Annotated in this window: 22 protein-coding genes and 1 riboswitch; of the genes, 11 read left to right on the top strand and 11 right to left on the bottom strand. The window is 39.7% G+C overall.

Annotated features, from left to right (window positions below; genetic code table 11):
• Positions 1-19 precede the first annotated feature (19 nt).
• On the top strand, positions 20-1153 hold the full coding sequence (locus NXS00_RS17055; protein WP_258100461.1) for an MBL fold metallo-hydrolase: 1134 nt from the start codon (positions 20-22) through the stop codon (positions 1151-1153).
• On the opposite strand, the gene NXS00_RS17050 is transcribed toward NXS00_RS17055, so the two are convergent.
• Entirely contained in the window at positions 1150-2988 is a 1839-nt protein-coding gene (locus NXS00_RS17050) for a glycosyltransferase (RefSeq protein ID WP_258100460.1), read from the bottom strand. The two genes, NXS00_RS17055 and NXS00_RS17050, sit on opposite strands and share 4 nt — an antisense overlap.
• A 489-nt stretch (positions 2989-3477) precedes the next feature.
• Here NXS00_RS17050 and NXS00_RS17045 point away from each other — a divergent pair, with 489 nt between their 5' ends.
• A complete protein-coding gene (locus NXS00_RS17045; RefSeq protein ID WP_258100459.1) occupies positions 3478-4389 on the top strand; it encodes a hypothetical protein in 912 nt (303 codons plus the stop codon).
• Positions 4390-4457: 68 nt separating this feature from the next.
• Here the strand turns inward: NXS00_RS17045 and NXS00_RS17040 are convergent, their stop codons facing one another.
• Together NXS00_RS17040 and dusB are read right to left on the bottom strand one after the other, a co-directional pair.
• A complete protein-coding gene (locus NXS00_RS17040; RefSeq protein ID WP_258100458.1) occupies positions 4458-5345 on the bottom strand; it encodes a DMT family transporter in 888 nt (295 codons plus the stop codon).
• A gap of 13 nt (positions 5346-5358) precedes the next feature.
• Positions 5359-6351: a tRNA dihydrouridine synthase DusB gene (gene dusB, locus NXS00_RS17035; protein ID WP_258100457.1), complete on the bottom strand. Its 993-nt coding sequence runs from the start codon at positions 6349-6351 to the stop codon at positions 5359-5361.
• Positions 6352-6389: 38 nt separating this feature from the next.
• Between dusB and NXS00_RS17030 the strand changes: the two genes are divergently transcribed.
• The 6 genes from NXS00_RS17030 (at position 6390) to NXS00_RS17005 (ending at position 11014) form a co-directional block, all read left to right on the top strand.
• Positions 6390-7334, top strand: coding sequence for a CPBP family intramembrane glutamic endopeptidase (locus NXS00_RS17030; protein ID WP_258100456.1), 945 nt, complete (start codon positions 6390-6392; stop codon positions 7332-7334).
• Complete coding sequence (locus tag NXS00_RS17025) at positions 7327-7533, top strand: hypothetical protein (protein ID WP_258100455.1); 207 nt, start codon at positions 7327-7329, stop codon at positions 7531-7533. The genes NXS00_RS17030 and NXS00_RS17025 overlap by 8 nt, the downstream gene beginning before the upstream one ends.
• Entirely contained in the window at positions 7526-8344 is an 819-nt protein-coding gene (locus tag NXS00_RS17020) for a phosphatidate cytidylyltransferase (RefSeq protein ID WP_258100454.1), read from the top strand. Before NXS00_RS17025 ends, NXS00_RS17020 begins: the two co-directional genes overlap by 8 nt.
• Positions 8345-8494: 150 nt before the next feature.
• Complete coding sequence (locus tag NXS00_RS17015) at positions 8495-9769, top strand: Glu/Leu/Phe/Val family dehydrogenase (protein ID WP_258100453.1); 1275 nt, start codon at positions 8495-8497, stop codon at positions 9767-9769.
• Positions 9770-9771: 2 nt separating this feature from the next.
• Positions 9772-10428 carry a phosphatidylserine decarboxylase family protein gene (locus NXS00_RS17010; RefSeq protein ID WP_258100452.1) on the top strand — a complete coding sequence of 219 codons (657 nt, stop codon included), beginning with the start codon at positions 9772-9774 and terminating at the stop codon, positions 10426-10428.
• Between the two features lie 109 nt (positions 10429-10537).
• The gene (locus tag NXS00_RS17005; RefSeq protein WP_258100451.1) at positions 10538-11014 is read left to right on the top strand and encodes an RDD family protein; all 477 of its coding nucleotides are present in this window, start codon (positions 10538-10540) and stop codon (positions 11012-11014) included.
• A 2-nt stretch (positions 11015-11016) separates the two neighbouring features.
• Here NXS00_RS17005 and msrC read toward each other — a convergent pair whose 3' ends face one another.
• Together msrC and ribD are read right to left on the bottom strand one after the other, a co-directional pair.
• On the bottom strand, positions 11017-11496 hold the full coding sequence (gene msrC, locus NXS00_RS17000; protein WP_258100450.1) for a free L-methionine (R)-S-oxide reductase MsrC: 480 nt from the start codon (positions 11494-11496) through the stop codon (positions 11017-11019).
• Positions 11489-12511: a bifunctional diaminohydroxyphosphoribosylaminopyrimidine deaminase/5-amino-6-(5-phosphoribosylamino)uracil reductase RibD gene (gene ribD, locus NXS00_RS16995; RefSeq protein WP_258100449.1), complete on the bottom strand. Its 1023-nt coding sequence runs from the start codon at positions 12509-12511 to the stop codon at positions 11489-11491. Before ribD ends, msrC begins: the two co-directional genes overlap by 8 nt.
• Positions 12512-12554: 43 nt before the next feature.
• On the opposite strand from ribD, the gene prmC reads away from it, so the two are divergent.
• Positions 12555-13397, top strand: coding sequence for a peptide chain release factor N(5)-glutamine methyltransferase (gene prmC, locus NXS00_RS16990; RefSeq protein ID WP_258100448.1), 843 nt, complete (start codon positions 12555-12557; stop codon positions 13395-13397).
• Here prmC and NXS00_RS16985 read toward each other — a convergent pair.
• The gene (locus NXS00_RS16985) at positions 13394-14836 is read right to left on the bottom strand and encodes an energy transducer TonB (RefSeq protein WP_258100447.1); all 1443 of its coding nucleotides are present in this window, start codon (positions 14834-14836) and stop codon (positions 13394-13396) included. The two genes, prmC and NXS00_RS16985, sit on opposite strands and share 4 nt — an antisense overlap.
• The gene (locus NXS00_RS16980; RefSeq protein WP_258100446.1) at positions 14826-15395 is read right to left on the bottom strand and encodes an RNA polymerase sigma factor; all 570 of its coding nucleotides are present in this window, start codon (positions 15393-15395) and stop codon (positions 14826-14828) included. The genes NXS00_RS16985 and NXS00_RS16980 overlap by 11 nt, the downstream gene beginning before the upstream one ends.
• A 115-nt stretch (positions 15396-15510) precedes the next feature.
• On the opposite strand from NXS00_RS16980, the gene NXS00_RS16975 reads away from it, so the two are divergent.
• Positions 15511-17358 (top strand): YfbK domain-containing protein, encoded by a 1848-nt coding sequence (locus NXS00_RS16975; protein ID WP_258100445.1) that lies wholly within the window; start codon positions 15511-15513, stop codon positions 17356-17358.
• 1 nt (position 17359) lies between these two features.
• On the opposite strand, the gene NXS00_RS16970 is transcribed toward NXS00_RS16975, so the two are convergent.
• A complete protein-coding gene (locus tag NXS00_RS16970; protein WP_258100444.1) occupies positions 17360-17983 on the bottom strand; it encodes a hypothetical protein in 624 nt (207 codons plus the stop codon).
• Positions 17984-18069: 86 nt separating this feature from the next.
• Between NXS00_RS16970 and NXS00_RS16965 the strand changes: the two genes are divergently transcribed.
• On the top strand, positions 18070-18642 hold the full coding sequence (locus NXS00_RS16965; protein WP_258100443.1) for a DUF4136 domain-containing protein: 573 nt from the start codon (positions 18070-18072) through the stop codon (positions 18640-18642).
• A gap of 44 nt (positions 18643-18686) precedes the next feature.
• On the opposite strand, the gene NXS00_RS16960 is transcribed toward NXS00_RS16965, so the two are convergent.
• The 3 genes from NXS00_RS16960 to pnuC all read right to left on the bottom strand — a co-directional run bounded on the left by NXS00_RS16960 (position 18687) and on the right by pnuC (position 22464).
• The gene (locus NXS00_RS16960; RefSeq protein ID WP_258100442.1) at positions 18687-21149 is read right to left on the bottom strand and encodes a TonB-dependent receptor; all 2463 of its coding nucleotides are present in this window, start codon (positions 21147-21149) and stop codon (positions 18687-18689) included.
• A 67-nt stretch (positions 21150-21216) separates the two neighbouring features.
• A riboswitch (TPP riboswitch) is annotated at positions 21217-21331 on the bottom strand.
• Between the two features lie 13 nt (positions 21332-21344).
• Complete coding sequence (locus tag NXS00_RS16955) at positions 21345-21863, bottom strand: AAA family ATPase (RefSeq protein ID WP_258100441.1); 519 nt, start codon at positions 21861-21863, stop codon at positions 21345-21347.
• A complete protein-coding gene (pnuC, locus tag NXS00_RS16950) occupies positions 21856-22464 on the bottom strand; it encodes a nicotinamide riboside transporter PnuC (protein WP_258100440.1) in 609 nt (202 codons plus the stop codon). The genes NXS00_RS16955 and pnuC overlap by 8 nt, the downstream gene beginning before the upstream one ends.
• Between the last annotated feature and the right edge of the window lie 28 nt (positions 22465-22492).

Genomic DNA, 22492 nt, shown 5'->3' with positions numbered 1-22492 from the left:
AAAGTATCAATTCAAACCAATGGCAATCCTAAAAAATCGCTTTTTAAAAGTACTGGCAATTATTGCCTCGGTAATCATCGTATTTGTAGTAGCAGTTATGGCATTTATCAAATTCGCCCCACAGTTTGGCGCTAAGCCGAGTGGTGAGCACCTTCAAAAAATAGCTCAATCATCTCATTATGAGAAAGACCAGTTCGTCAACCTGATTGAGACCAAAATGGATATGAGTTTTTCCAATTCCTGGGGAATGCTCAAAGAATCTCTTAGTTCAAAAAACACTTCTCCAAAAGAGGAACTTGACACCTTCTTTGGTACAGAGAAACCAGCAGCTAATGATTCCAACATTGTGGTCACCTGGTATGGACATTCCGCATTACTTTTAGAAATAGAAGGTAAAAAGATCTTTCTTGACCCAATGCTTGGACCTTATGCTTCGCCCGTTCCAATCTTTGGAAAGCGATTTAAAAACGCTCCAACATTTGATTTTGATAATATCCCACAACTCGATGCTGTGATTTATTCTCATGATCACTATGATCATCTGGACTACTATACCATCAAAAGAATCAAGGACAAGGTTGGTCACTTTTATACTCCTTTGGGACTCGGATCACACCTAAAAGCATGGGGAGTTCCAGAAGAAAAAATTACTGAATTGGATTGGTGGGAGGCTGCTCAATTAGAGCAATTCACTTTCACCGCTACTCCTGCACGACACTTCTCAGGACGTGGAACAGATGACAGAAACAAAACACTGTGGGCATCTTGGGTAATTCAAGGTGAGCATAACAAAATTTACTTCAGTGGAGATGGAGGTTATGGTCCGCACTTCAAAGAGATTGGAGACAAAATGGGGCCATTTGATTTTGCGATGATGGAGTGTGGTCAGTACAACCACCGATGGGAACCGATCCATATGATGCCAGAGCAAACCGTTCAAGCATCTTTGGACATTCGCACCAAATCCATGATGCCAATTCACTGGGGAGGATTTTCTTTAGCTCCTCATGAATGGTATGAGCCAGCAGTCAGAGTAGCAAAAGCTGCTTCTGAAGCCAATCTGGAATTAGTTACACCGAAAATAGGTAAAGCGTTTAGCCTGTCACAGGATCTTCCACATGTACAATGGTGGGAAGATTATATGAAAAATTAATCGGCATCCATTTGCATGGCCTGGACATAGGCCTGCTCATAGTACTTGACCAGGTTACTCCAGTCAAATAAAGTAGAAGAGCTCTCCGTACGGTTTCTCAAATCGATGCGATCTCTTCTACTCAACCGTACGTAGTTGTACATTTTGTTTGCAAGTTGCCCAGCAGCCTCATCGAAGGATTTCTGATTTCTTCTTACCAGGTAGATCCCTCTTCGATCATGGTCAGGCACATTTTCCTGCACATAATCTCCAAATCCTGCTAAATCACTTGTGATTGTTGGCACTCCTGATGCGATACATTCCAAAGGCGTATAACCCCACGGCTCATAGTAACTAGGGAATACCCCCAAATGACACCCTCTCACAAACTGCCCATAATCCATACTGAACAATGGGTTAGTATAATTGATGAAGTCTGGGTGATAAACCACTTTCACACGATCGTGCTTGTTATTTACCATGTTACTAGTTCTCAAGAAATTGAGAATCTCATCACCAGAATCGTCATGCAGATTATGTGTAATTACAGGAGGAAGGCTATCACTTTTCCAACTTTGTAAGGTTCTTCGGAACCTTAATTTCCAGTAATCATCCACAAACTTATTCAGCTCAGGCATTTTGGTATCCTTATGACTCACTGCTTCGAAAAGCATGCGCTCACCAACCTGACGCTGTATTGCATCTATAGTGTGTCTGAATTCTTCTAACAATGCACGACTCTGCAATATCTCAGGGTTCATGCTATAGTAAGGACGCTTGGTAATGAAGAACATCACCACGGTTAAATCAGATTTTTCTGTCTGGAGTCTGTGATTTAGTCTCGCCAGTGCCTCCAAAGTCAAATCATAGCCTTTGTTTAAATACTCATATCGCCCTGAAGTGAAGAAGTACAAAGTCTTATCCAAATCGAATGTATAGCTCGAAAAGAAGTGGGACATGGTAAATGAGTGAATCTTATTCTTATTCTCCAGATGGAGGTTTTGAAACTCATGAAGTGCTTCAAAACGCTGGTTATTTATGCCATTTGGCAAAATAACGTCTGGGTTTCTACCTAGCAACTGCCTACACTCTGCAGCTGTTACTTCACTCACTGTACTAAATATATGTGCGCCATGAGCAGCAGCACGCTCGATCATGACATTGGATTCAATATTGAAATGCTGCGCCTCCTTTTGCCAATCCATAAACGGTAAATGATCATAAAACTGCGGATCATTCATTGCCAGATATCTACCAAGTAAGGTCGCATGCGTGGTGAAAATGGTTTTCACTTTCACTTTATCTCTTCTCAATCCGGGAAGGCCAGTTGCTGCCATCCATTCATGAAAATGCGCAATTAGTTCTTTTTGTCCTTTGTTAACTTCTGCCAATTCGGTCAAAAAGATCTTAACCATTTCTCCAAAAGCCAGTACATCATTGAGCAAGAAATCATCGCTTGGGGTAGAAATACCATGATGCTCCCAAAGCAAATACTTGATATCCCCTAAACGGTGTATCACACTTCCCAAATCAAACAATACAGCCTTTGGTCTACCGGAAACAAGCCATACTCCATAATGCACTACATAACCTGCGTCACGCATTTTTTGAACGACTTTACCATACGGATCAGAAGAAGAAACATCTATGGGTTCAAACTCTGCTGCAACATTTCCAGGCATATAAGGACCTAACAAGCAATAATGACTCCCCCACTTTGGGACTACAGTTGGTACCTTAGAACGAATCACTGTGTAGATACCTCCTACCTGATTTAGGACTTCCCAGGCAATCTCTACTAAGAGGGCGTTGTTCGTTTGACTTTTGGTCAGACGTTTAGATGTTGCTTTAGGCATATGATCAAATTTGGCTTGTTATTAAAATAAAGCAATAATTCCTTTATTTCTAAAGTGACTGCAAACTATTTAACCCTAAGAGTAACTTTTTGATTTTCGGAAAGTATTTTTTTCGAATATGATGCAACCAACAACAGGTCAACAGCATCTAATAGATAGAATGAAAAAGAGTAAAATCATATCGCTACTTCTCCTGATGACTCTGTTTTCCTTTATTATGGAAACAGAAAAGCAAGCTCTCAAAAAATGGGACCAAGTAAAAGATGTGGTGTTGTCCGAAATGTACACTGATTCGATTGATTCCGTTGATTTCACTCCTACAAACCAATTTGTAACGCAAGCAGAGTATTGAGGTTTTAGAGGCTTTTAGACCCCTGTCAACTGTCGTAAATACAAAACTTTGACGACATCATACAATAATCTTGAGTAAATAGGATTATTTTAGCGTGAACAGGAATATTTACTATTTAAAAGCTTATTTAAAATCTTATGAAAGATAACGAGACTTATCAGGTGTTTTTGGATATATGGCATGATGTCATGCTCTATCTTTTTATCGGATCAGTAGCTATAAGTGCTCTTATATTTTTGATTTATATATTCCGCTACCTTGCCGCCGGAAGTGCTAAAGCCAAATATGACTTAGCTAATGAAAGAGAAATCAAAACACTTTTAATTACCAACTACATCCTGGCATTTGCCATTTTTTGTTTGGTCAACCAGACCTACGTGGAGATGGTCTCTCTAGGTATCACCTGGAAACTTACCCGAATATTCATCGGAATTTTCATTGCCACTTTACATGCATATGTAGCTTTCTTGGTTTTCAAATACTACTACCCAGGAAAATTGGAAAAGAGACTTAAGAAATTAAGATTCACTCCAAGAATTAACCCAAGCACTGGTAACAAAATGAAGTTACTTAGTGAAGATGAAGAAGATTCATACCTTGATGAAGGAATGCAAGCAGAAGAAAATGCTTTCTCTGTAGATTATGATGTATGGATTGATGAAGCAACTGGTGAAACTAAAATTGAAAAATACAAAGGTCACCTTCACGCGCTTGAGTGTGATAGATGTGGATTCCAAACATTGAAGCTTGAAAAAGAAGAAGTCTTGGTACAGCCAACTGATACCACAGATGGAGAGATTCTGAAGGAATACAAATGTTCATATTGTGGCCGAATCAAGCGTAAAACAACGAACCTTACTTCCAATGTGGATAGAGAAAGAGACCCTAGTAAGTCTTCAACTGATCCATTCAAAACGGGTAAGAAAGTGGAATCAATAGTAATGGAGATTCACACAGCCGATGGAGACAACAAGGTATTTGAATTCCAGGGAATAGAACAGGCGAAGGGTTTCTTGGCTGAGTTCACTGTTGAAAAACTTCGACATTAACACCTAACCAATAGAACATTAATGTTCAATGAATCTAACGCCATCTGCTTTTGTAGATGGCGTTTTATTTATTTCCGTCTTGCCGTATTAGCAATATAAACTCCAACCAATATTCCGGAGATTCCTATGATGTGTGACATGAGCAAAACCTCACCATCAATCAATCCCCAGCAAATAGCTACAACAGGAATGATATAAGTTACCGAAGAAGTAAAAACTGGATCGGTAAGGCTTACCAGTCTATTAAAAATCAACAAGGCAATAGCCGTACCCAACACTCCCAGAACCAGAATGAATGAAGTGGCCATCATTGTGCCTTCTACATGCATCAACTTGTGAGAGAAGTCTGTGAAGAATAAAAGTTGAACTGCAGCTATTGGCCCGACAAATGCAAGCGAAATGCTTGTAATCGTTACTGCCTTCAAATCCGATAAGTGATACTTGATCAAATTAGTATTTAGTGCATACATGATAGTTGCTGCCACCACAAAAAAGGCATAGAAGTTAAAGTTGGAGATATCTCCACCTGATCCGGCAAGAACTAAAATAGTCGTACCAACAAAACCAACGAACACCCCGATAAAGACTTGTGCCTTTTGCTTCTGTGCATAAAATATCAATCCAACTAGAATAGTGAAGATTGGGGTTAGAGCATTCAAAACTCCTGTAATAGAGCTCTCCAGTCTCGTTTGTGCTATTGCAAATAGAAATGCAGGAATAAAGCTCCCTACGAAACCAACAGAGATCAAGTATTTAACATGCTCTCGTCTTACTTTCTTAAAATTACGAATGGCAAAAGGAAGCATAAACAAGGAAGCTGAAAGTATTCTGACAGCTCCAAGTTCTATCGGTTCCAAGCCAACAAGGCCCTTTTTAATAAGAATAAATGAGCTCCCCCATATCAAGGATAGGGTGAACAAAAGGCCCCAGGCCTTTAGAGGAATTTTCTGGGTCATTAAATACTATTGGTTATTCCATTTCTACTTCTGCAAAAACAGAAGCTACTTCATCCAAAGTTGCCTGAAGTTCTTCATACGAATCAGTTTCTACCAACCTTGTTCTGAATGGCTTGAAGTTAGGAATACCTCTGAAGTAATTGGTATAGTGTCTACGCATTTCAAAGATCCCTTTCAACTCACCTTTCCACTCTACAGAAAATGATAAATGCTTTTTGGCAACTCTAACTCGCTCTTCCAACGTCGGCTTTGGCAAATGCTCACCTGTAGCCATGTAATGTTTGATTTCGTTAAAGATCCATGGATACCCGATAGCTGCCCTACCAATCATAATCCCATCAACACCGTATTGCTCTCTGTATTCTACTGCTTTCTCAGGGCTATCAATATCACCATTTCCAAAAATAGGAATGTGTATATCTGGATGATTTTTTACTTCTGCAATTTTGGTCCAATCCGCCACTCCTTTGTACATCTGCTTACGAGTACGTCCGTGGATTGTCAATGCAGCAATTCCTACATCTTGTAGTCTTTTAGCAACTTCAACTATTCGAATGGTGCTATCATCCCAACCAAGTCTAGTCTTGACAGTCACAGGCTTTTGCACGGCTTTGACGATTTCCCCTGTCATCTCCTGCATCTTAGGGATGTCAAGCAAGATACCCGCACCGGCTCCTTTACAAGCCACTTTCTTCACGGGACAACCGTAATTGATATCTATCAACTCAGGATTGGCCTCCTCTGCAATAGCTGCAGCCTGACGCATGGAGTCAATTTTATCACCGAATATCTGAATTCCAATTGGACGTTCGTAATCATAGATATCCAATTTTTCGACACTCTTTGCAGCATCTCGAATCAATCCTTCAGATGAAATGAATTCAGTATACATTAAGTCGGCACCATTCTCCTTGCATACTGCACGAAATGGTGGGTCACTCACATCCTCCATCGGAGCCAACAGCAGCGGAAATTCCGCAATTTCCAAGTTTCCTATTTTGACCACAGCCTAATCTTTAATTTTGCCGTAAATTTAGGCCAATTATGCAGAATATCCTGAAAAACACCGCGGGAGGTGAAAACAGTGCGGCTCCGTGGATCTTATTATTAATACTTACTGGCTATATCGTAGCTGCTTTTTTTGCATTTTCCATTCTCTCACAGGTCTTGATTGTTGTCATCTATGGACTGGATTTAGCCGAATTAGCCTCCATTTTGACCAACCCAAAAGAGACAGAATATGCGCGCAGCGCCATAATGATGATGCAAGCCATTACGTCAGTAGGTATGTTTATAATCACTCCATTATTCTTTTTATATAAGAACCTGCATCTTAAATTCAATGAATTTCTGAACTCTCCAGAGTCACCTTTGAGACCCGCCTTCATGACCATATTGATCATGTTATGTTTCATGATAGCCAATAGCATTGTGATAGAGTGGAATCAAGGGATCAAGATGCCCGAATCATTATCATGGTTTGAAAACTGGGCGCAGGAAAAAGAATTACAGCTAGAAGAACTAACTGAATACTTAACCAGCTTCGCGAATATTGGACAATTTTTAATCGCCTTAATCGTCATAGCAGTAATACCTGCTGTTGGAGAAGAGCTACTATTTAGAGGATTAATTCAAAATCTTTTGAGCAAAGCCTTTTTCAATCATCATGTAGGTATATGGTTTGCTGCCATACTTTTTGGAGCAATGCACATGCAGTTTTACGGAGTAGTACCAAGAATTCTGTTAGGAGCACTTTTCGGCTACCTCTATTATTGGTCAGGTAGTCTTTCGGTTGCTATCTTAGGCCACTTTATAAATAATGGTTTGACTTTAATTCTTCTGTATCTAAGTCAACTTGACATTCTGGATTTTGATCCAACAGACGCTGAAACCTCTCCACCATTTTATGTGATTGCGATATTCTTAGTAGGTGGTTCTGCTTTGCTATATTTATTCAAGAACTACTTTCAGCAACCAAAAGATGCGTGATTGGCAAAGCGTATATAGTAACCAATTGCAGTACCGAGCAGAAATTGTGAAGGCGGTACTGGAAGATTATGAGATGAATCCTGTATTATTGAGCAAAATGGACTCTTCCCATCACATTGGTCACTATGAAGTATGTGTTGCCCCAGACAATGTGATTAGAGCAATTAAAATAATAAACGACGAAATCCAGTTTGAATAAGTTTTCAGAACTATACCAGCGAATTATATCTGCAGCAGCCGGAGCTGCAATCATTATCTCCTCCTTGATAATTGGAGAATGGAGTTATTTCATTGTGTTTTTAACTATTTCATTATTGGCACAATGGGAGTTTTATCGTTTGATCAAACTTCAAAGTTATTTACCAATTCGACTGTTGGGAGTAGTAATCGGCTGTTCTCTCTTCGTACTTTCCTTTTTTGTAGCACGAGGAAGTATTGATCCAAAATATTACTTTGCAATTTTCCCGGTTGCCTCTTTGATTTTCCTGGTGAAGCTCTATAAAAAGAATGACAACAACCCATTCTTAAGTATCGCGCTGTTCTATCTGGGCTTAACTTATGTAGCACTTCCATTTGCTTTGATGAATGTTGTGGTTCATTATCACGGATACTACAGCTATGAGATATTGCTTGGTCTAATGCTCATCATTTGGGCAAGTGATACTGGAGCCTATTTCTCAGGAATCCGCTTTGGAAAACGTAAACTATTTGAAAGACACTCACCTAAAAAGTCCTGGGAAGGCGCCATTGGTGGGGCAATTACAGCTGTGGCTTTTTCAATTCTAATTAGTAGATATTCCACAGGTCTTGCTCAATGGCAATGGATGTGTGTGGCCATGATTGTAGTAATCGCCGGAACATACGGTGACCTGGTAGAATCCATGTTTAAGCGCACCATGCAAATCAAAGATTCGGGCGCTTCAATCCCTGGTCATGGTGGATTTTTAGATCGCTTCGACAGCCTAATTTTAGCTGTACCATTTGTCGTCGTTTTCTTGAAATTGTTTTAATAGAAACACATCATTTTTGCAACCAATCTCCTCATTGTCGTATAACATAACATATTGACGAAAAGAGCATTGACTAGCTAGGTAAATTACAGGAAAGAGCTAGCTTTGCTGCCAAATAAACAAATAACCCATTTTAATCATTATATAAGCATGGCTTACATTGAACCGGCTCCCATTAAGGATAAAGGAAATCCTTTCGAGTCAATGATGTCAAGATTTCACATTGCAGCACAACACCTCGGTCTGGATGATGAAGTCTACAATGTATTAAAATCTCCAACTAAGCAAGTAATCGTATCGCTTCCTATCACGATGGACAATGGTTCTATCAAAGTGTTTGAAGGATATCGTGTAATTCACTCTAACATTCTTGGACCTTCAAAAGGTGGTATCCGATATGACATGGATGTTCATCTGGATGAAGTAAAAGCACTTGCGGCATGGATGACCTGGAAATGTGCAGTAGTTGACATCCCTTATGGTGGTGCCAAAGGTGGTATCAAATGTAATCCTCGCGAGATGTCTGCTGGTGAGATTGAACGACTTACCCGATCGTTCACTCAAGCGATGCTAGAAATTTTCGGTCCGGACAGAGACATCCCTGCTCCAGACATGGGAACAGGCCCAAGAGAAATGGCGTGGTTGATGGACCACTACTCTCGTGCTCAGGGCATGACTGTAAACGCCGTTGTGACAGGTAAACCACTTGTACTTGGAGGTTCGCTTGGCAGAACAGAAGCGACTGGACGTGGAGTAATGATCTCTGCTCTTGCAGCAATGGAGAAAATGAAAATCAATCCTTTCAAAGCTACATGTGCTGTACAAGGATTTGGAAACGTAGGCTCATGGGCAGCAAGCTTGCTTCATGAAAGAGGCGTCACTGTAGTATCTGTTTCAGATTTAAGTGGAGCCTACTACAATAAAAATGGCATCAACATTCAGAAAGCAATCGAATACAGAAACAACAACAATGGTACATTGGACGGATTCGAAGGTGCTGAAAAAATCAGTCCAGACGAATTACTGCTACTAGAAGTTGATGTTTTGGTACCAGCAGCGGTAGAGGATGTGATCACCGAAGAAAACGCACCTAAAATCAAAGCGAAATTGATCGTAGAAGGTGCTAACGGACCAACATCTGCAAAAGCTGATGCTATCTTAAATGACAATGGTATCATGGCTGTGCCTGATATTCTTGCCAATGCTGGTGGTGTAACTGTCTCATACTTTGAGTGGGTACAAAACAGACTAGGATATAAGTGGACTGCAGAGCGCGTAAACCGCAGATCTGACAGGATCATGAAAACAGCTTTCGATAAAGTATATGAAACAGCTCAGCAATACGATGTATCATTGCGTATCGCTGCGTATATTGTTGCTATTGACAAAGTAGCGAAGACTTACAAATTCAGAGGAGGATTCTAACAATGACTATTCACAAAGAAGGATACAAGATTATTCCAATTGCAACGCTGGTTCTAGTGTTGCTTTATGCACTATTATATTGGTTGATTCCATTTCAGATCGTTCAGATCATTTTGGGAGTTGCCGCTGTGGTAATGTTTATCCTCGTTGTGAGATTTTTTAGAGATCCAGAAATTGCTATTGAGCTAAACGATAAACACATCATTGCTCCTGCAGATGGAAAAGTAGTTGTAATTGAAGAGACTGAAGAAACCGAATATTTGAAAGAAAAGAGAATTCAAGTTTCGATATTCATGTCTCCTCTTAATGTTCACGTAAACAGAAGCCCAGTAGCTGGTGAAGTATCTTATTTTAAGCATCACCCAGGTAAGTTTTTGGTAGCTTGGCACCCAAAATCAAGTACAGATAATGAAAGAACATCCATTGGCTTGAAGTTAAAGTCTGGTGTAGAAATCATGATGCGTCAGGTAGCAGGTGCGGTAGCTAGAAGAATTTGCTTCTACTCTGAAACTGGCAATCCAGTTGTTCAAGGAGAAAAATTTGGATTCATTCGTTTTGGAAGTAGAATTGACTTGTATCTACCACTGGATGCGAAGATCAAAGTAAATATTGACGATATCTCATACGGAGGCAAAACGGTTATTGCTGAGTTACCTTAAGTATTTACAAAATATACTAAAAGCCATTGTGATTCCTCACAATGGCTTTTTTCATTTAGGGCAATCTTAGTATCTTAATCATCAAATTAAAAAACCTAACTACATACAAATGTCAACAACAAACTACGCTGGATTCTGGCTACGATTTGTAGCAATGATCATTGATTATATAATCATAGGCGCACTTCAAACCATTGTCATATTTCCAATTCTTGGAATATTTGGTATCGACATGGCAATGAATATGAGCAACGGAAATATGTCTGATGAACAAGCTATAGCGGCTGCCTTTGCTGCAATTAGTACTATGGGCAGTGTTTTTTTGGTTTCAAGTTTAATTTCCATCCTTTACTACACCATTCTTGAGGCGAGTAAATTCGAAGCAACATTCGGTAAAATGGCTCTAGGTCTTAAAGTCACTGACACAGAAGGAAGACCATTAGATTTTGGGAAATCACTTTTGAGAAACTTAGGAAAAATAGTTTCTCAAACAATTTTATTCATTGGCTATATCATAGCTGGCTTCACAGATAAGAAACAAGCTCTTCATGACATGATCGCTGGAGCATTGGTAGTGAAAAAATAATCTTAATTCTTAGAGAGGCTGTCCATCAGTCTCTCTAGATACTTTTGATCAATGTCATCGAATGATTCCAATTGATCACTATCCACATCAAGGACTCCTATTACTTCTCCATCTTTCTTGATTGGAACAACAATCTCTGACTTACTATCCGAACTACACGCAATGTGACCTGGATACTCGTCTACATTAGGGACAACAGCAGTAATCCCCTTTTCCCAAACAGAACCGCAAACTCCTTTTCCTTTATTGATTCTGGTGCATGCTATCGGTCCTTGAAATGGACCAAGAACCAACTGATCTTCTTTAACCATGTAAAAGCCCACCCAGAAGAAGTCCATTCCATAGCGCAAAGCCGCTGAGATATTGGCAAGGTTTGCTACCATATCAGATTCACCTGAGATCAAAGCCTCAATCTGTGGAATCAGAGATTCATATTTTTCAATCTTATCTGTAGATGTAGAGATGTGTAATTCCTCAGCCATGGTTTCTTATAATTCTAAGTTGATCTTGTTGTACGTTCTCCTCTGAAATAATGTTTCCATTTATATCAGGTGCCTTAATTCCCTTTTCGAAGCGCGTTTCAGAAGTAAAAACACGCGCTTCATCCCAAAGGTTTGCATCAATGAAACTTTGTAAAGTTTTTGATCCTCCTTCAATGATAATTGATTGAATCCTTCGATTATGCAATTCCTGCAATACAACCCCTGGTGTAATTTCAGCTACCTGAATAAATTCCATGTTTGCTGAATCAACTTCCTCTAAAGTTGTAAAACAATAGGTCTTTACAGAGCCATCAAATAAATGCATTGATCGGTTTAGCTCCAGCTTCTTATCCAAAACTACTCTTACAGGATCAGCACCATACCAGTCTCTGGTGGTTAATGAAGGATTATCATAAAGTGCCGTATTCTTTCCAACCAATATCGCGATTTCTTCTGAACGCCACTTATGAACCATCTGACGCGAATACTGATTGCTGATCCACTTGCTATCAAAATTTTCTCGAGCTACAAAGCCATCAGCTGTTTGAGCCCACTTCAAAATGACATAAGGTCGTTTCTTCTCAAAAGATGTGAAAAAGCGTCTATTTAACTCCAACCCCTGATCAGACAGCAATCCTATTTCCACCACTATCCCTGCTTCTTTCAAGCGTTGGATTCCTTTACCAGCAACCAGGGGATTTGGATCATCATTGCAGATCACCACCTTCTTTACTTGATGATGCACCAATAAATCAGCACAGGGAGGTGTTTTACCATAGTGAGAACATGGCTCAAGGGTTACATAAACAACGGCCTCATTCAGCAACTCTTTATTGGTCACATCTGCCACTGCATTAACCTCTGCATGTGGACCACCATATTGCTCATGATAGCCTTCTCCTATGATTTTGTCATGATGAACAATCACACAACCTACCATCGGATTTGGGCTAACCTTTCCTATTCCCAATTGAGCCAACTGAAGTGCTCGTTGCATGTAGTGTTGATCCGACATGTCGCGAATTTAATTTGTTTAGCCTGATTATCTAACTTCGAGTGTGAATCAGACCATATCAAAAGCTTTTAGTCAATTAGTAGAATCGCTCACTCCAGCTTATGACGCTGGAGAGGCAGAATCCATTGCCAATATTCTCTTCGAAGATCTGCTAAAAATTTCCAGAACTGATAGACTAGTTAATTCTGAAAAAAGTCTCTCCGAGCTTGAATTGGAGCAACTTGAAAGCGCAACAAAAAGACTTTTAAGTTATGAACCTGTTCAGCACATTGTTGGCTTTGCTTATTTCTGTGAACACTTATTCAAAGTAACTCCAGACACCTTAATCCCACGACCCGAAACGGAAGAACTGGTTTACTTAATTGCCAACGAAAACAAAGGAGCTATTAAAATTCTAGATATAGGAACAGGAACTGGTTGTATTCCAATCAGTTTAAAATTGAAGATCCAGGAAGCTCAAATCTCAGCTTGGGATATATCTCCAGAAGCTCTTTCGGTTGCAAAGTCAAATGCAGAAAGTCTATCAGCCAATGTCCAATTTGAATTAATGGACGCCTTGAACATCACCTCGGAGGAGAAATTTGACATCATCGTAAGCAATCCACCGTACATTCCCTACTCTGACAAGGCTTCCATGCACCAAAATGTACTGGATTTCGAACCTGGATTGGCGCTTTTTGTAGAAGACAAAGATCCATTACTTTTTTATCAGAAAATCGCTGAGTTTGGAACAACCAATTTGAATGAAAATGGTAAACTCTACTTTGAAATTCATGAGCGATTGGGTCAGTCAACTAAAGAAATGCTTCTCCAATTAGGATATGAAAACGTGGAGATTCTTCAAGATTTGAATGGAAAGGATCGAATGGTGAAAGCGCAACGCTAATCCTCCAACTCAAACTTCACCTTCACTCTTACTGTAGAAGAAATGTTTGAACCGTCCTTTTCTGCAGGGAGCCATTTTGGACCATCCTCTACCAGGCGGATTGCTTCCTCATCACACCCAAAACCCAGATTTCTCTTCACATCGATTTCTTCTATTTCACCGAAGCTATTGATGGTCAGTTTGAGAATGACTTTACCCTCAATTTGTCTTTCTTGAGCCTCCTCCGGATATCTCAGGTTGCGCTCCAGATAGTCTTTGTATTCAGACATACCCATTTGTGGTCGTGCACTTTGGTAGCTTTCTTCCACTTCATCCGCTTCTCCGTAGCCAACCACCACAACCTCACTGAGGGATTGCACGTCTGACTCCATTTCTACATTGATTTCCGGCTGATCTCCAACAGTAATATCTGTTGATGCCAGACCAATGAATGAAAAGTTCAAAACCATTCCAGGAATTCGAACAATCTTATAATTCCCTTCAAGGTCCGAAGTAGTCCCGGTTAATGTTCCTTTGATCACTACATTAACTCCAGGAATAGGTTCGCCGGTATCATCAGTAATCTGGCCCGTCACATAAGCCGAATTATTGCTGTTAATGCTGCTCATTCCCCGAATCATTATAGGCTTTTTCGCCTTTGTCTCCTCAATATCAACAACACTATTAGTCATGGACTCTTCTGCTTTTGATCGCTTTCCAGAAATAACTACTCCAGCAACTTTACCCGCTAAAGCGTCTTGCAAAGAGTTTGTATCAATGACCATATCAGCAACTACTTCTTCCTCAAGCATGTAATCCTCAGTCATCAGCTCAAGAGCCGGCAATTCTGCATCTTCCTCCACAACTACTTCGGCTAAAACGGGCTCTTCAACAATTTCAAGTTCCTCCTCAAAACCTAAGTCCTCCTCAATTCGAACTTCTGCAATGATTTGTTCTGCCTCCTTTTTAGTTCTGAGTTCTACTGCCTTTGTTGGTTTTGGAATGGCTTTGGTCTCAGCTTCTTCTTTCTCTTGTATCAGAAGTGGTTCTTCTTGTTCAACTACGTCTTCTTTCTTTGGGATAGTTTCTGTTACTGACTCATCAGCATGCAGCTCATCCTTTTCTGAATTAATTTGTTCCTCATAGGATAAAGTAGAATCATCATTCACCTGATCCATCAAGAACCAAACAGTACTCAACGAAACGATCAGAAGCGCCACCGCAGCTGCCACATAATAGAAAAACCCGTTGCGTTTTTTGCTGGCAACTCTCGCCTTAAGACGGTTAATATCCGCATCAATCAATTCCTGATCAAATCCTTCAAACCCATCCATTGCCTCATCGGCAAACTCATTTTCCAGCAAATGACGCTCTACCTCATGCGCAGCTTTCCCTTTCAGTTTACCCTCCAGGTACTGTCGCATTTCCTCTCTCGATATGTCACGTTTCTTAGCTGACATGATTCTTCTCCAGGCAGATTTTTAAATTTCGTTTCCCGTTTTGAATGTAGCTCTTCACTTTCTTCAAAGCAAAAGCCGTCATTTGACTTACCTCTTCATAGCTGTGCTGCTTCAGATAAAACAACCTAACACATTGTTGTTGGTCATCTCTCAGTTGCTTCAAGCACTTTTCCAAAGCTGATAAATCTTCATCAATTGGCTTCTCTTCATCTATAGGATGCATGATTAACTCATTTTCCATAATTGTGCCATTGATTTTTTCAGTTGGTGTATGTTTTCGCAGATACATCAAACAATGGTTCTTCGAAACCATGTATAACCAACTCTTGAAATGCTGCACTTCATGAGTCTTCAACTTCTTTTGTAAAGACTCAAATATTTCCATCACTGCATCTTGCGCTTCATCTCGATCCTTCAAATACTTCAAACAAAGACCATAAACCAAATGCACATATCTATTGAAAAGCACACCAATGATCTCACTATCAAAACTAGATTGATAGGAGCTCAACAGGTCTTCATCTGTGCGCTGGTCGGTATTTGATGAATATAATTTCAACTATTAACAACTGATTATCAGCGATATACGAATTTTATTAAAAATTTCTCGCAGTATTTTATGGAAAACATAGTGCATCGGCATCTCAACAATACAAATCAAAAATGATACCGACATGCAAAAGTTTATTTTTCTTATTACCATACTCTTTGCTTTCACAGCGAATGCAGAAGATTTGACCATCACAGGCTCTATTTATGACGAACTTGGAAATCCAATTCCAGGTGTAAGCATTCTAGAAAAAGGAACCCAAAACGGATCCATTGCAGACATGAATGGACATTACACCATCAAGGTCACAAATGAGCAAAGCACATTATCCTTTTCCATTGTAGGTTTTGACACTAAAGAAGTCAAAGTAGGAAAGAAACGAAAAATCGATGTGGTGCTATTACAAACACTTCAAAAGCTGGAAGAGGTTATTGTAATGGAAGATGCTGAATATGAAATGCCTCTTCAAGAAAGGCTAGCAGGTTCTGTAGCCGAAATAATGATTAGAGGTCAATCTTCTTTAAAAAGAAGTTCACCAATGATGACCTACGAACAAATGCCTGTTCACAATACTGAAGAATATGATGCCATTGAAGAAAACATCTTTCATAACAGCAAAGACAAACCACTATCTACTTTCTCCATAGATGTAGATGCCGCATCATACAGCAACATGCGTCGTTTCCTAAACATGGGGTCTATGCCCCCAAAAGACGCGGTTCGAATAGAAGAAATGATCAATTACTTCCATTACGACTATGATGGCCCAACAGACAGTAAGCCATTTGCGATTCATACATCTAAAACCAAAGCTCCCTGGAATGACAAGCATTTACTTGTAAAAGTGGGGATTCAAGGAAAAAAACTAGATATGGATGAATTACCTGCTTCCAATGTCGTATTCCTTCTAGACGTAAGTGGCAGTATGAGTGCTCCAAATAAACTACCTCTATTAAAAAGTTCAATTAAAATGTTAGTCAACGAACTACGACCTCAAGACAAAATCTCTATTGTGGTCTATGCGGGAGCTGCAGGTCTCGTATTGGAACCAACAGATGGTTCTGACAAAAAGAAAATTCTAGAAGCTATTGAAAAACTGAATGCTGGAGGATCAACTGCAGGTGGTGAGGGTATTCGATTAGCGTATAAAGTAGCTCAGGAGCAATTTGTAAAAGGTGGAAACAATCGCGTGATCCTTGCTACAGATGGAGATTTCAATGTAGGAGTTTCTAGCAATGGCGAGATGCAGCGATTAATTGAGGAGAAAAGAGAAAGTGGAGTATTCTTAACCGTGCTAGGTTTTGGAATGGGTAACTATAAGGATTCCAAAATGGAAACATTGGCCGATAAAGGAAATGGAAACTACGCTTATATCGACAATATCATGGAAGCCAAGAAAGTATTGGTTACCGAATTTGGTGGAACATTGTTCACTATCGCAAAGGATGTGAAAATTCAGGTTGAGTTTAATCCTAACGCCGTTCAGGCCTATAGATTGATTGGTTATGAAAACCGTAAGCTAAATGATGAAGACTTCAATGATGACAAAAAAGATGCCGGTGAGTTGGGTAGTGGCCATACGGTGACAGCTCTATACGAAGTAATTCCTGTTGGAGTAAAAAGTCAGTTTATCAAAGATATCGATCCATTGAAATATCAGGATGCTTCCACCACTGGCAATGCTGATGAATTGCTGACAGTTAAGTTCAGATACAAAGAACCAGACGGAAGCAAAAGCAAATTAATAACTCAGACTATTGCCAACGATGATCATATGGATCAAGATAACAATTTGAACTGGGCAGTAACAGTAGCCAGCTTCGGAATGCTACTTAGAGACTCTGAATTTAAAGGCAACTTAACTTTTGATCAGGTACTGGCTTCAGCTAAGAAAAATAAAGGTGATGATGAATATGGATACCGTACAGAATTTATTCAGTTGGTAGACATGGCCAACAGATTACAACAATAAACTATAATTCCTCAATTACGAGAAAGGGAGGCTTGTTACTTTGGATGACAAGTTCTCCCTCTTCTTGTTTAATGAGTTCTAGCTCAATCTCATCACTTTGCTCCAATTCTACTCCTTCAAAGTTCCACTGTACCGGGCTTTGCATACTTACAATCTCCACTTTCGAATTAGCCGGAAGCCACTTTTTAAATACTGTTTCCTTAACCAACAAGTACCTTTTGGATTCGGTGTAAACAACGAGATCTAGCAGATGCATCCATTGCGACAGTAACTCCAACACCTCAGGAGCTGATTCTTCATCAGTCACCACATTGATCGCTTGATGATTATCCTTTTGCAGGACGGTCAATGCAGTCATTAAAAACTCATTCCCATGAATAGCGATGATCTTAACCGGCTGCTGATCTGAAAGATTTTCTTGCCATTTTGTAAAATTCTGAAAACCAACTAGTACGACATCTAGTTTATGCCCCAAACTCGTAAATCTATCGATTGATGTCTCACAAGAAAGTACGGTGGGCGACCATTCTAGCAGAGAATGAAGAATGTGTGTAGGGAAGTTACCTATTTTATGTAGGATTAGTGCTGGTTCTTGTTCGTCTCGTACGATATGATGTGAAGACATTCGGAATTGTAATAATTCAATGTTAACTTATAAGACTCTAAGATGATGAAGCTCACTGTCTTAACTCTAAATTACTTGCAAAGAAGATGAAAAATTACTTACCGCTACTACTTATTTGTGTTTCCCTGATGGGATGTGTTGCTGAAAGAGATTTCATAGTAGAATATGACTACTCTTATCGAGGCAAATTCAAACAATACAACACCTTCAACTTCCTTAATATTGGCGACACGGTCAATTTTAATGGCTTAAGCGACAAATTAATCCGTGATGAAATTGAGAGAAGAATGATCTCTCAAGGCTACAAAATAAGCAACAAACCTTCCTTGTATGTTGCTTACAAAGTGTTCTCAAATGATATGAAGTTCAAAGGATACGAACAAATGGAGCTAGAAAGCTGGGATCAGTTCTTTGCCTCCAAAGCAGAAAACGAACGCAATCTTGAATACATCAAAGAAGCACAGTACAACACTCGCGATTATGAACTTAAAGAAGGTACACTTCTAATCGATTTTATAGACAGAAAAAGTCATGGAGTAATTTGGCAAGGCTATGCAAGCGGACTCTTTGACGACAAAACATATTTTAGCAAGGATGTAAAATATGCAGTTAGAAGCATACTAAATCAGTATCGACTTCTGGCAGCTAGCTATCAATAGCAAAACAGTAAAGGGTAGACATTGCATCTACCCTTTTTTATTTATTAGAACTTCAACCCAACAGAAAGCAAGAAGTTCGTTCCTGCCTGTGGGTAATAGTTGTTTTGTTGATAGAGATTACCCTCCTGATAACCATAATAATAACCCCAGGTATATCCGTTTGACTCGTATTCCTTATCCAATAAGTTATTAACCATTAATGAAAAAGATAATTGCTTCAATCCCGGTAAAGCTGTCTGATAACTCAACAACCCATCCATCAAAAAGTATGATCTGATTACTCGATCCTCATTACTCGTGTTGTCTAGATATTGCTTCCCAACATACTTACCCAAAAGCTGGAATGACAATCCTGAAATCGGCTGGAATTCAATTTGTCCGCCAGCAATCACATCTGGAGAAAAAGCGATATCGGTATTTTCATGCTCTATGGAAATAACATTGTACTCACTGAAATCTGCACCATAATCATAAACCACTTCAGTGAAGTTAGCGATCTTGTTTTGACTGAATGTCAAATTACCTCCAACACTGATCATTTCATTGAGCTGATATCCACCAACTAGCTCAATTCCTCTTCGATAACTATTATCCACGTTGGTACGAATACCCGATCCAACATCATTCAATGCTCCTGTAAGCACTAATTGATTTTGGTAATCCATTACATAAATGTTCGCACTAAAAGTAGCTTCTGACGAGTTGAAACGGTAACCTACTTCCAGGTTGTTCAAAGTTTCATGCTTTGGAATCTCACCGCCAAGAGCGTCTACAAAATCATTTCTCACAGGCTCTCTATTACCTACAGCAAACGATGCATATACATTGGACTGTGGATTTAAGAAATATGTGGCTCCAAACTTAGGGTTCAAGAAGGTATAATCTCCTCCAGTATTGATAGGCAACAAATCATTATCAATTCCTTTCGTTTCATAATTGATGTTTCGAACCTGCACATCACCAAATAGATTGAGTGATTCTGATAATTCGTAATTTACTTTGCCATAAAAATTAAAATCTTCTTTACGACCATAGTTGTCATAATATCGATCTCTGATTTGAGAATTGCCCGCTAACTGTGACCATATGATTTCACCGAAATGGTCTCCATCATACCAGTTTAAACCACCACCAAAGGTCACGCTTAGCTCAGAATCAGTATAATTCACTGAAAAAACTCCTCCGTAAAAATCATTGTCCAACCATCTTCTTCTAATCAGGTCTGTTGAACTAATGGTTTCACCACCTATGGTTACATCATCAAGTCCATAATCCGCAAAATCATCATCTGCACGATACTGCTCATAGTATCCTTCTCCATGCGTATAATGAAGAGCCCCTGTCATGTTTAATGCTTGAGAGAAGGTATGACTCAAGTGAAATTGGTAATGATCCTGGCCATAGTTATCAACTTCTCTGTCGTACAAGTAATAATTGAATGTTCTTCCCGACTCAAACAGGTTATTCAATTCATCTTCCGTACTGTATTCACCTCCAAAATCAACAACTGCCTGCAGGTCTTCGTCATTACCATAAAGTTTCGCCTCTGGGGTTCCATACCATGACTGATAGGTCACTTCTTTGCCAGAAAATGTCAATGCCTTCACAGTGGTTTTGTCACCATAATATCCTCCAGATACATAATACGATTTCAAATCGGAACTAGCTCTATCGATATATCCATCGGAAGCAATTCTAGAAAGCCTTCCTTGAAAAGCCCATCGATTATTGATCAACCCAGAATTCAACTCCACTGTATTCTTCCAGGTATTGAATGATCCAAAACTGTTGTTGATAGACGCGTAGGCATCTTGATCCGGCATATCGGTTTGAAGGTTCACTGATGCTCCAAATGCTGCTGCTCCGTTTGTTGATGTTCCCACTCCTCGCTGAATCTGGATATTGTCTACCGATGAAGTAAAATCAGGCATATTCACCCAAAAAGTACCATGTGACTCAGAGTCGTTCAACGGAATACCATTTACCGTCACATTGATACGAGTGGGATCACTTCCTCTAATACGAATTCCAGTATACCCCACTCCATTTCCTGCATCTGAAGTCACCACTATGGAAGGAGTATACCTCAATACGAAAGGAATGTCCTGACCAAGATTACGCTTTTCAATCTCTTCAGAGGAAATATTCGAATAAGTTGTTGGTGTTTTCTCGTTGGCACGAGTCGCGTAAACAATCACTTCTTCTCCTTTGATCACGCTTTCTTTTAATTCAAGATCCAATCGAACATCTCCATCTATTGGAAGCTGATCACTGAATGATTCATAGCCAACATAGGATACTTTTAGTCGATATGTACCGTCGGAAATATTGGAGATTCGATAATTGCCGTCCACATCTGTTGCTACGGCATAGTTGGTTCCTTCCAGCCATACATTGGCGCCAACAAGAGGCTCACCTTGATTGCTGGTAATAGTTCCGTACAATGAGGATTGACCCATTGCACATACAGACAGTGTCAACACTGCCAGCATTGTCAAAATTTTCATTTTTTGTTAAGAAATAAATTCAACCATACGGAAAGCGGGGAACTCCCCTACTGGTTATCATACACGGATCTTATATGATCCTTATCCCTACGCCGGTACTAACCGGATCAGGTCAATGGGTATGATCTCAGCCCGATAGAGCAGTCATTGACTACTCATGTAAGGCACCCCTTTTGCTGCAAACTTAGAACAAAACTATTTTTTGAAAAAATCCTCGATCAAATCCTGTGCACACTTTACTCGGAGATCCTCAATACCCGACACAATTCCATATGGCAAATTGTGTTCCTTCAGGTAGTTTTCATAGATATCGAAGAAATGCTTGCGCATCTTTGGATGCTCACGCTGAGGATCAGGTCGCCAGATGAGGTCAATATTTCCTAGCAGGTAAAAATCATAGTGACGCTTTTCCAGTTCCTCTAGTATCCAGGGATCTGTATCTCCATACTTATGATCACTCCAGACCTTCATGACTATCAGATTGGTATCACAAAAGAGATATTCTCCAGCCTCCTCAGCTTTATCATCCTCCCAGGCCATTTGCCCCTGAGCAATCAACTTAAGGTCCTCTTTTTCATAGGGCCTATCCATTCTGTCTAGATGGAAACGAGCGTATTCTGGCACCCATTCTGTTTCATAGATACGAGCCAAATGCTGACATACTTCACTTTTCCCTGTAGATTCTGGACCTATTACCGCTATTCGCTTAGTCATTCTTTTCGTATGATTTCTTCCACGCAAAGTAACCCCAAATTGCCAAGACAGTAAAGATTAAATACTGGACAGCAGTAAATGGCAATCCCTTGTAGATATAAAGCGGAACTGAAACTATATCGGTTATAATCCAGGCAATCCAGTTCTCTATTTTCTTTTTAGCCATCAACCACATCCCGACGAGTGCAAATGAAGTAGTAGTAGCATCCCAGTTTGGCACATCACTGTCAGTAAATGATATAAGTACCCAACGAATAAGTAGAAACGAACAAGCCAGGAATAACAAACTCAAGTGATTTTCACTTTTACTATTCCAGGTAATTGGTAATTGCTCTGAGGTGACATCATCCTTCTTCAGCCAATTGTACCAGCCATACACGCTCATGACAAAATAGTAGGAATTGATACCTGTATCAGCATACAGCTTGTATTGGAAAGTGATGTAGACATAAATCAGAACAGAAATGATACCTGTTGGGTAAACCAAAATATTTTCTTGCTTGGAATACCAGACACTCAAGAGTCCAAAAATCACTGCAATTGCCTCTAACCAAGTGGTTTGATAAAATTGCTCTACTAACTGGGAGAAGAATTCGTTCATGTCGTGAAATTATAAATCACATTTAGTT

This window comes from Marinoscillum pacificum (genome assembly GCF_024714495.1).
GTDB classification, from domain to species: Bacteria; Bacteroidota; Bacteroidia; order Cytophagales; family Cyclobacteriaceae; genus Marinoscillum; species Marinoscillum pacificum.
The sequence above is the reverse complement of the archived record's forward strand: the minus strand, read 5'-3'. Positions and strand labels throughout refer to the sequence as shown.

Excerpts from the sequence above, each read along its gene's own strand:
- NXS00_RS17055 (WP_258100461.1), top strand. The coding sequence starts at position 20 with ATGGCAATCCTAAAAAATCGCTTTTTAAAAGTACTGGCAATTATTGCC.
- NXS00_RS16965 (WP_258100443.1), top strand. The coding sequence starts at position 18,070 with ATGAAAAATTACTTACCGCTACTACTTATTTGTGTTTCCCTGATGGGA.
- NXS00_RS16955 (WP_258100441.1), bottom strand. The coding sequence starts at position 21,863 with ATGACTAAGCGAATAGCGGTAATAGGTCCAGAATCTACAGGGAAAAGT.
- NXS00_RS17030 (WP_258100456.1), top strand. The coding sequence starts at position 6,390 with ATGCAGAATATCCTGAAAAACACCGCGGGAGGTGAAAACAGTGCGGCT.
- pnuC (WP_258100440.1), bottom strand. The coding sequence starts at position 22,464 with ATGAACGAATTCTTCTCCCAGTTAGTAGAGCAATTTTATCAAACCACT.
- NXS00_RS17040 (WP_258100458.1), bottom strand. The coding sequence starts at position 5,345 with ATGACCCAGAAAATTCCTCTAAAGGCCTGGGGCCTTTTGTTCACCCTA.
- NXS00_RS16975 (WP_258100445.1), top strand. The coding sequence starts at position 15,511 with ATGCAAAAGTTTATTTTTCTTATTACCATACTCTTTGCTTTCACAGCG.
- NXS00_RS16960 (WP_258100442.1), bottom strand. The coding sequence starts at position 21,149 with ATGAAAATTTTGACAATGCTGGCAGTGTTGACACTGTCTGTATGTGCA.
- NXS00_RS17005 (WP_258100451.1), top strand. The coding sequence starts at position 10,538 with ATGTCAACAACAAACTACGCTGGATTCTGGCTACGATTTGTAGCAATG.
- NXS00_RS16970 (WP_258100444.1), bottom strand. The coding sequence starts at position 17,983 with ATGTCTTCACATCATATCGTACGAGACGAACAAGAACCAGCACTAATC.
- NXS00_RS17045 (WP_258100459.1), top strand. The coding sequence starts at position 3,478 with ATGAAAGATAACGAGACTTATCAGGTGTTTTTGGATATATGGCATGAT.
- ribD (WP_258100449.1), bottom strand. The coding sequence starts at position 12,511 with ATGTCGGATCAACACTACATGCAACGAGCACTTCAGTTGGCTCAATTG.
- NXS00_RS17025 (WP_258100455.1), top strand. The coding sequence starts at position 7,327 with ATGCGTGATTGGCAAAGCGTATATAGTAACCAATTGCAGTACCGAGCA.
- NXS00_RS17015 (WP_258100453.1), top strand. The coding sequence starts at position 8,495 with ATGGCTTACATTGAACCGGCTCCCATTAAGGATAAAGGAAATCCTTTC.
- NXS00_RS16985 (WP_258100447.1), bottom strand. The coding sequence starts at position 14,836 with ATGTCAGCTAAGAAACGTGACATATCGAGAGAGGAAATGCGACAGTAC.
- NXS00_RS17010 (WP_258100452.1), top strand. The coding sequence starts at position 9,772 with ATGACTATTCACAAAGAAGGATACAAGATTATTCCAATTGCAACGCTG.
- msrC (WP_258100450.1), bottom strand. The coding sequence starts at position 11,496 with ATGGCTGAGGAATTACACATCTCTACATCTACAGATAAGATTGAAAAA.
- NXS00_RS17050 (WP_258100460.1), bottom strand. The coding sequence starts at position 2,988 with ATGCCTAAAGCAACATCTAAACGTCTGACCAAAAGTCAAACGAACAAC.